Source organism: Bradyrhizobium sp. SHOUNA76, assembly GCF_023006445.1.
Classification (GTDB): domain Bacteria; phylum Pseudomonadota; class Alphaproteobacteria; order Rhizobiales; family Xanthobacteraceae; genus Bradyrhizobium.
Genome location: NZ_JALBHA010000378.1, coordinates 1 through 6,507 on the forward strand (window position 1 = coordinate 1; position 6,507 = coordinate 6,507).

The window sequence follows — 6,507 nt, forward strand, 5'->3', positions numbered from 1 at the left end:
GGCGCTCGACCTCAAGCTGCCGATCGCGCCCGGCATCGTCGCCCAGGCGTTCGAGGCCGGCGTGCTCCTCAACGCGCCGCAGGTCGACGCGCTCCGCTTCATGCCGGCGCTGAACGTCACGCGGGCCGAGATTGCCGAGATGATCGATTGTCTCGACGGGATCTTGACCAAGGCGGGTGCGGCACGGCGGGTGGCGTAGATCGAAGGTGGCAAGGTTCCGTAGCTCAAGGGATAGAGCACCGCGTTGCGGACGCGGAGGTTCGAGGTTCGAGGTTCGAGTCCTCGCGGGACCACCACTTTACGGCTTCAAGATCGACGCACCCGTCGTCTTGCGGCTCTCGAGGTCGATATGCGCTTTGGCGGCGTCCTTGAGCGCGTAGGCGTGGTTGATCGGCACGTGCAGCTTGCCGTTGATGACGGCGGCGAACAGCGTGTCAGCGCCTTCCAGCAGCTCCTTGCGCGTGCCGACGTAGTCGTTGAGCTTCGGCCGCGTCGCGAACAGCGAGCCGTGATTGTTGAGTTCGGCGATCGCGAACGGCGGCACAGGACCGGAGGCATTGCCGAACGAGACGAACATGCCGCGTGGCTTCAGGCAGGACAGCGAGCCCGGAAAGGTCGCCTTGCCGACGCCGTCATAGACGACGTCGCAGCCCTCGTTGCGGCTGATCTGCTTGACGCGCGCGACGAAGTCCTCCTCGTTGTAGAGAATGACGTGGTCGCAGCCATTGGCCTCGGCAAGCTCGGCCTTCTCGCGTGAGCCGACGGTGCCGATCACATGAGCGCCGAGCGCCCTCGCCCATTGACAGGCGAGCAGGCCGATGCCGCCGGCGGCGGCATGGACCAGCACGCGATGATGCGGCTCGACCTTGAAAGTCTTGTGCAGAAGATACCAGACGGTCAGCCCCTTCAGCATCAGCACGGCGCCCTGCTCGTGGGTGATGTGGTCGGGCAGCTTGACCAGCTTCTCCCAGGGGATGTTGCGCTCGCCGGTATAGGCGCCGAGATTATGGTAGTAGGCGACGCGGTCGCCGGGATGGAAATTGGTCACGCCCGGCCCGACCGCGACGACCTCGCCCGAGGCCTCGTTGCCGGCGATGAAGGGCAGTCCCGGCGCCTTGTAGAGCCCGGTACGATAGTAGACGTCGATGAAGTTCAGGCCGACCGCGTGCTGGCGGATGCGCACCTCGCCGGGCCCGGGCGCCGGCACGTCGACGCTCTCATAGACCAGGGCTTCGGGGCCTCCGACCTTGTGCACACGGACGGCTTTGGTCATCACCTGACCTCCTCTTCTTGCAGGCCAGCGAAAGGCATTGCGCCCGCCTTGTCAACTCGACGCCAACTGGAACGGCTAAGCGGACGGCCTACCGGTTTTCCTGCGATTGCGCTTGGCCAGCACGTTGAAGAATTCGACCGCCGCCGAGAACGCGATCGCGAAATAGATGTAGCCGCGCGGAATGTGGAATTGGAATCCGTCCGCGACCAGCGCGACGCCGATCAGCACCAGGAAGGCCAGCGCCAGCATTTTGGTGGTCGGATGCTCCGCGACGAAGCGCGACACCGGTCCCGACGAAATGTACATGATCAGGCAGGCGATCACGACCGCCGCAATCATGATCTCGATGTCCTGCGCCATGCCGATCGCCGTGATGATCGAGTCCAGCGAAAACACGATGTCGATGACGATGATCTGGACGATCACCCAGAAGAAGGCGCTGCCAGCGGATTTCTGATCGCCCTCGCCGTCATCGGCTTCGACCTCGGCGTGGATCTCGTGCGTCGCCTTCGCGATCAGGAACAGGCCGCCGCCGATGAGGATGAGGTCGCGCCAGGAGAATTCGTAGGCCGAGAACGAAAACACCGGCGCGGTCAGGCCGATCAGCCAGACCAGCAGGCTGAGCAGGATGATGCGGAAGATCAGCGCCAGCGCGAGCCCGATCTGCCGGGCGCGATGCGCCTGCTTCTCGGGGATGCGCGAGACGATCACCGACAGGAAAATGACGTTGTCGATACCGAGCACGATCTCGAGCGCCGTCAATGTCAGCAGCGCCGCCCAGGCTTCGGGGCTGGTCAGCAGGTGCATCATGCGAAGGATCTTGCCAGGCGGATCAAGGCGTCGCTGAAACTGATCCAGAGCGCGATGGCGCAGAGCACGATGGTGACGCCGGCGCCGACGCGGAAATCCATCTCCAGCACGTAGAGGCCGAGCACTGCCCAGATCGCGATCAGCGACATCGTCAGCCACCGCAGCCGCACGACGCGGACCGGATGCAGTACATGGAACGGTACGAAGGTCAGCACGACAAGCGCGGTCACCAGCATGGTCGACCACAGCGGCGGCCAGTGCAGCAGGAACAGATAGAACGCCGCCGCATTCCACAGCGCCGGAAAGCCGCGAAAATGATTGTCGTCCGCCTTCATGCGCAGATCGGCAAAATATAATGCGCTGGTGACGATGATGGCGATGCCGAGCAAGGGAGCTGCGACCGGCAGCAGCAACCCGCTCGCGACGATCGCATAGGCCGGCACGAAGACATAGGTGACGAAATCGACCACGAGATCGAGCACGTCGCCCGACCAGTTCGGCTGCACGTTCTTGACGTTGAGCCGGCGCGCGATCGGACCGTCGATCGCGTCGATGATCAGGGCGACGCCCAGCCACTGAAACATCGCCGCCCAGTGCTCGCGCACGGCCTCCAGCATCGCCAGCAGCGCGATCGCCGCGCCGAACGCGGTGAAGATGTGCACCGAGAAGGCCGCGGCGCGGATCGCGAGCGTGGGCTTCAGGGAATCTTCTTGGCTGTCCATGGCTTCTGCTATCAGAATGAGGCCGGTTTGCACATCCGCCATGGCGCCGATCGGTCGCACAATTCGTCGAAAAATCAGGCTAAATCAGTGGACTTGAATTTGCCGCCGGGCGTGTCATGTGTCGTTCCATGACAGACGCATCGACACTCCATGACGCTGCCGTGATCGGCGGTGGGCCGGCCGGACTTGCGGCATCCATCGCACTGGCACAGGCGGGTGCGCGGACCGCGCTGGTGGCGCGGCGCGTGCCCTATACCGACAATCGCACCACCGCGCTGTTAGGAGCCTCCGTCGATCTGCTGGAGACGCTCGACGTCTGGTCGCGCTGCAAGGACAAGGCGGCTGCGCTCGAGGTCATGCGCCTCGTCGATGACACCGGCCGGCTGTTCCGCGCGCCGGAGGTCCGCTTCTCCTGTCACGAAATCGCGCTCGACGCCTTCGGCTACAACATCGATAACCGCTCGCTGATGCTGGCGCTGGAACAGCGTGCGGCCGAGCTGCCCAATCTCGACCGTTTCGACGACGAGGCCGAAAGCGTCGTCATCGAGGCCGACGACGTCGCGATCCGCACAGTCTCCGCACAGTTTCTCTCGGCCAGGCTCGTGGTCGGCGCCGACGGTCGGCATTCGCTGTGCCGCGAGGCCGCCGGCATTGCGGTGACGCGGCGCGAACTGAACCAGACCGCGTTGACCTTCAACGTCGGCCATACGCGGCCGCATCGCAATGTCTCGACCGAGTTCCACACGCCGCACGGCCCCTGCGTATTCGTGCCCCTGCCCGGCGACCGCTCCAGCATCGTCTGGGTTTCGGCACCCGCGGAAGCCGAGCGCCTGCGCGGCCTAAGCGATGACGAGCTCTCCGCCGCGATCGAGAAACAGTCCCACTCGATCCTCGGACGGATGACGGTCGAGCCCGGCCGCAACCTGTTCCCGCTGGCGATCGAACGTCCAAGATCCTTCGGAAGCGATCGCGTCGCGCTGGTCGGCGAAGCCGCCCATGTGGTTCCTCCGATCGGTGCCCAGGGCCTCAACCTCGGTCTGCGCGATGCCGCCGACATCGCGCGGCTCGCAGGCGAAGCCATCGCCGCGGGCCAGGATCCCGGCGCAGACGAGGTGCTCAAGCGCTACGACCGGGCGCGTCGTCCGGACATTCTGAGCCGGACGTTTGCGATCGACATGGCCAACCGCTCCCTGCTCAATGATTTCCTGCCGCTGCAGCCGGTCCGCGCCGTCGGCATGCACTTGCTCGGCGCCATCGGCCCGCTCCGGCGTTTTGCGATGCGCGAGGGCCTGACGCCGACCTGGCGAAGATAGCCGTTAGGTTGAACGAATTGGCCGCTAGCTCGGTGCAACCTCTCCCGCTTGCGGGGGAGGTCGGCGCGAAGCGCCGGGTGGGGCCTCTCTCCGCTTAGGGACATTCTCCACAGACCTCAGACAATCCCGATGCGGAGATACCCCCTTCCCAACCCTCCCCCGCAAGCGGGAGAGGGAGCGCACCGTTTGCGTTGCCAGACGTTTCAGCCCTCACGGAAACGCCAGCCGACCGGTCTGGATCGCCCACATCACGCTGGTCAGCGTGACCACGGACGCAAACGTGCCGAGCAGCACCGCGACGGAGGCGGACTCGATCCACGCATCGTTCTGGCGGGCGATCACGAACACGTTCAGCGCCGGTGGCAGCGAGGCCATCAGCACGGCGGTCGCGGCCCAGGGCTGCGCGAACGGCCCGAACGCGAGCATCAGGCCGAACGCTGCGAGCGGATGGAACAGCAGCTTGACCGCGATCACGCCCGGCACCTCCCAGGGGACGCGGTCGAACGGGCGCAGCGCCACGGTCACGCCGAGCACGAACAGTGCGGTTGGCGCGGCCGCGTTCTGCAGGAAGGTGATGGTGCGATCGAGCGCGACCGGCATCTCGATATGCAGCGATGCGAAGGCCGCGCCGAAACACGCCGACATGATCAGCGGGTTGAGCACGATCTGCTTCAGCACGACGCCGAAGGCGTGCACGATCGAGGGATGGTCCCGGTCGGAGAGCTCGATCAGCAATGGCACGATGGTGAACAGGAAGATGCTGTCGCAGCAGAAGATCAGCGCGGTCGGCGCCGCAGCCTTGGTCCCGAGCACGGCGAGCGCCAGCCCGGGCCCCATATAGCCGATATTGCCGTAACCGCCGGAGAGACCTGCGAGCGTCGCCTCGCGCAATGTCAGCCGGCCAAAAACCTTGCCCACGACCAGCGCCAAAGTGAACGCGGCGACGGTGGACAGCGTGGTCGCCACCAGGAACGGCGGGTTGTTCAATTCCGAGAACGGCGTCTTGGACATGATCGCAAACAGCAGTGCCGGCAGCGATACGTAGAGCAGGAAGAAGTTCATCCAGGCGAGGCCTGATTCCGGCAGGGATTTGGCCTTGCCGCATGCAAAGCCGACGAAGATCAAGCCAAAATAAGGTAGCGCCAGATTGAGGATATCGACCATTGATGAAGTGTTTTCTGAAGACTTGGGGGCTATCTGCCCCTTAAGTGAACGCTAATTCCAGATGAGGCCACTAGCATCGGCCACAATCCTGGTCTATCGACGGGGGATGATTAAAGCGCGGACCGCCAAATTTCAGATCGGACAGGTCGTGCGCCACCGGATCTTCTCGTTCCGGGGCGTGATCTTCGACATCGATCCGGAATTCAACAACACCGAGGAGTGGTGGTTGTCGATCCCCGAGGAGGTGCGGCCCCACAAGGATCAGCCGTTCTACCACTTGCTCGCGGAGAACGCGGAGTCCGAATACGTCGCCTACGTGTCCGAGCAGAACCTGTTGCCGGACGAGTCCGGCGAGCCGATCCGGCACTCCCAGGTGGCCGAGATCTTCATCAAGAACAAGGACGGCGGCTACCGCCCGCGCAATCCCTCGCTGAACTGAGCCCCGGGGACTCGGCTTCACCTCTCGGGAGAGGTGAACGGCGCCCCGCAAACGGCGTCCGTCGAAAACTGCGTGCCATCGAGCGGCCAGCAAAAAAGGCGCTCTTCCGAGCGCCTTTTTCATGTCCGGGATTCGAGCCCGATTACTTCTGGCCGGTCGGCGCCGCACCGGGGGCACCACCGCTCTGCTCGAGCTTCTTGCGCTGCTCGTCGGCCTTCTTCTGCAGCTCTTCCTGCAGCTTCTTCTGGGTTTCCTCGAACACCTTCGGATCGGTCGGCGGACCGTCATAGGCCTTCTGGAATTCGCCGGCGAGCGGCAGCGGCAGGGTCAGCGGCGCGCCGTTGGCATTGATCGCCTGGACGACGAGATTCTGGCCCTTCTTCATGTTGTTGATGAGCTCGGGTGTCGCCTCGTAATCGGACATGCAGCCGTTCTGGAAGCAGATCACATAGGGTTGCTGCAGCGGCGCGTTGCTGTCCACGATGATGCGGGTGCCGTGCACGAGCTGCATGCCGAGCGGCAGCGTCACGCGCAGGATCTTCTTGGGCTCGCCTTCCGGCTCGATGATGACGGCGGCGATGACCGGCTGGCCCGACTCGATGCGGCCGTCCTTGCCGGTGAAGCAGACCTGCTTGGCGTTGGCGTCCTGGCCCTTGAGGCAGAACTTGGTCCAGGGGGCGTAGATCAGCTGGATCTGCTGGTCAGCCGGCTGGGCCGCGCCCTGCTGCGCCGGAGCGCCCTGGGCGGGAGCCTGCTGCGCCTGCGGAGACGCTGCGGGTGCCGGAG

Annotated in this window: 7 protein-coding genes, 1 tRNA gene and 1 pseudogene; 4 read left to right on the forward strand and 5 right to left on the reverse strand. The window is 64.6% G+C overall.

All coding sequences use genetic code 11. From position 1 onward, the window contains the following. Together argD and MOV74_RS28070 are read left to right on the forward strand one after the other, a co-directional pair. Nucleotides 1-199, forward strand: a pseudogene (gene argD, locus MOV74_RS28065) (acetylornithine transaminase); the annotation flags it as partial. 14 nt (nucleotides 200-213) lie between these two features. After that, nucleotides 214-296, forward strand: a tRNA-Arg gene (locus tag MOV74_RS28070). Between the two features lie 2 nt (nucleotides 297-298). On the opposite strand, the gene MOV74_RS28075 is transcribed toward MOV74_RS28070, so the two are convergent. The 3 genes from MOV74_RS28075 to pcsA form a co-directional block, all read right to left on the reverse strand. Further along, nucleotides 299-1,273 carry a quinone oxidoreductase gene (locus MOV74_RS28075; RefSeq protein WP_246929843.1) on the reverse strand — a complete coding sequence of 325 codons (975 nt, stop codon included), beginning with the start codon at nucleotides 1,271-1,273 and terminating at the stop codon, nucleotides 299-301. Between the two features lie 75 nt (nucleotides 1,274-1,348). Next, nucleotides 1,349-2,083, reverse strand: coding sequence for a TerC family protein (locus tag MOV74_RS28080; protein WP_246929846.1), 735 nt, complete (start codon nucleotides 2,081-2,083; stop codon nucleotides 1,349-1,351). After that, nucleotides 2,080-2,847 (reverse strand): phosphatidylcholine synthase, encoded by a 768-nt coding sequence (gene pcsA / locus MOV74_RS28085; protein ID WP_246929848.1) that lies wholly within the window; start codon nucleotides 2,845-2,847, stop codon nucleotides 2,080-2,082. The genes MOV74_RS28080 and pcsA overlap by 4 nt, the downstream gene beginning before the upstream one ends. Before the next feature lie 86 nt (nucleotides 2,848-2,933). Between pcsA and MOV74_RS28090 the strand changes: the two genes are divergently transcribed. Then, nucleotides 2,934-4,118, forward strand: a complete 1,185-nt coding sequence (locus MOV74_RS28090) for a UbiH/UbiF family hydroxylase (RefSeq protein ID WP_246929851.1) — start codon at nucleotides 2,934-2,936, stop codon at nucleotides 4,116-4,118. Nucleotides 4,119-4,328: 210 nt separating this feature from the next. On the opposite strand, the gene MOV74_RS28095 is transcribed toward MOV74_RS28090, so the two are convergent. Further along, nucleotides 4,329-5,282, reverse strand: coding sequence for an AEC family transporter (locus MOV74_RS28095; RefSeq protein ID WP_246929853.1), 954 nt, complete (start codon nucleotides 5,280-5,282; stop codon nucleotides 4,329-4,331). A gap of 106 nt (nucleotides 5,283-5,388) precedes the next feature. On the opposite strand from MOV74_RS28095, the gene hspQ reads away from it, so the two are divergent. Further along, nucleotides 5,389-5,721: a heat shock protein HspQ gene (hspQ, locus tag MOV74_RS28100; protein ID WP_018317973.1), complete on the forward strand. Its 333-nt coding sequence runs from the start codon at nucleotides 5,389-5,391 to the stop codon at nucleotides 5,719-5,721. A 142-nt stretch (nucleotides 5,722-5,863) separates the two neighbouring features. Here the strand turns inward: hspQ and MOV74_RS28105 are convergent. Further along, nucleotides 5,864-6,507 (reverse strand): invasion associated locus B family protein (locus tag MOV74_RS28105; RefSeq protein ID WP_246929855.1); only part of this gene is annotated, 644 nt, incomplete at its 5' end.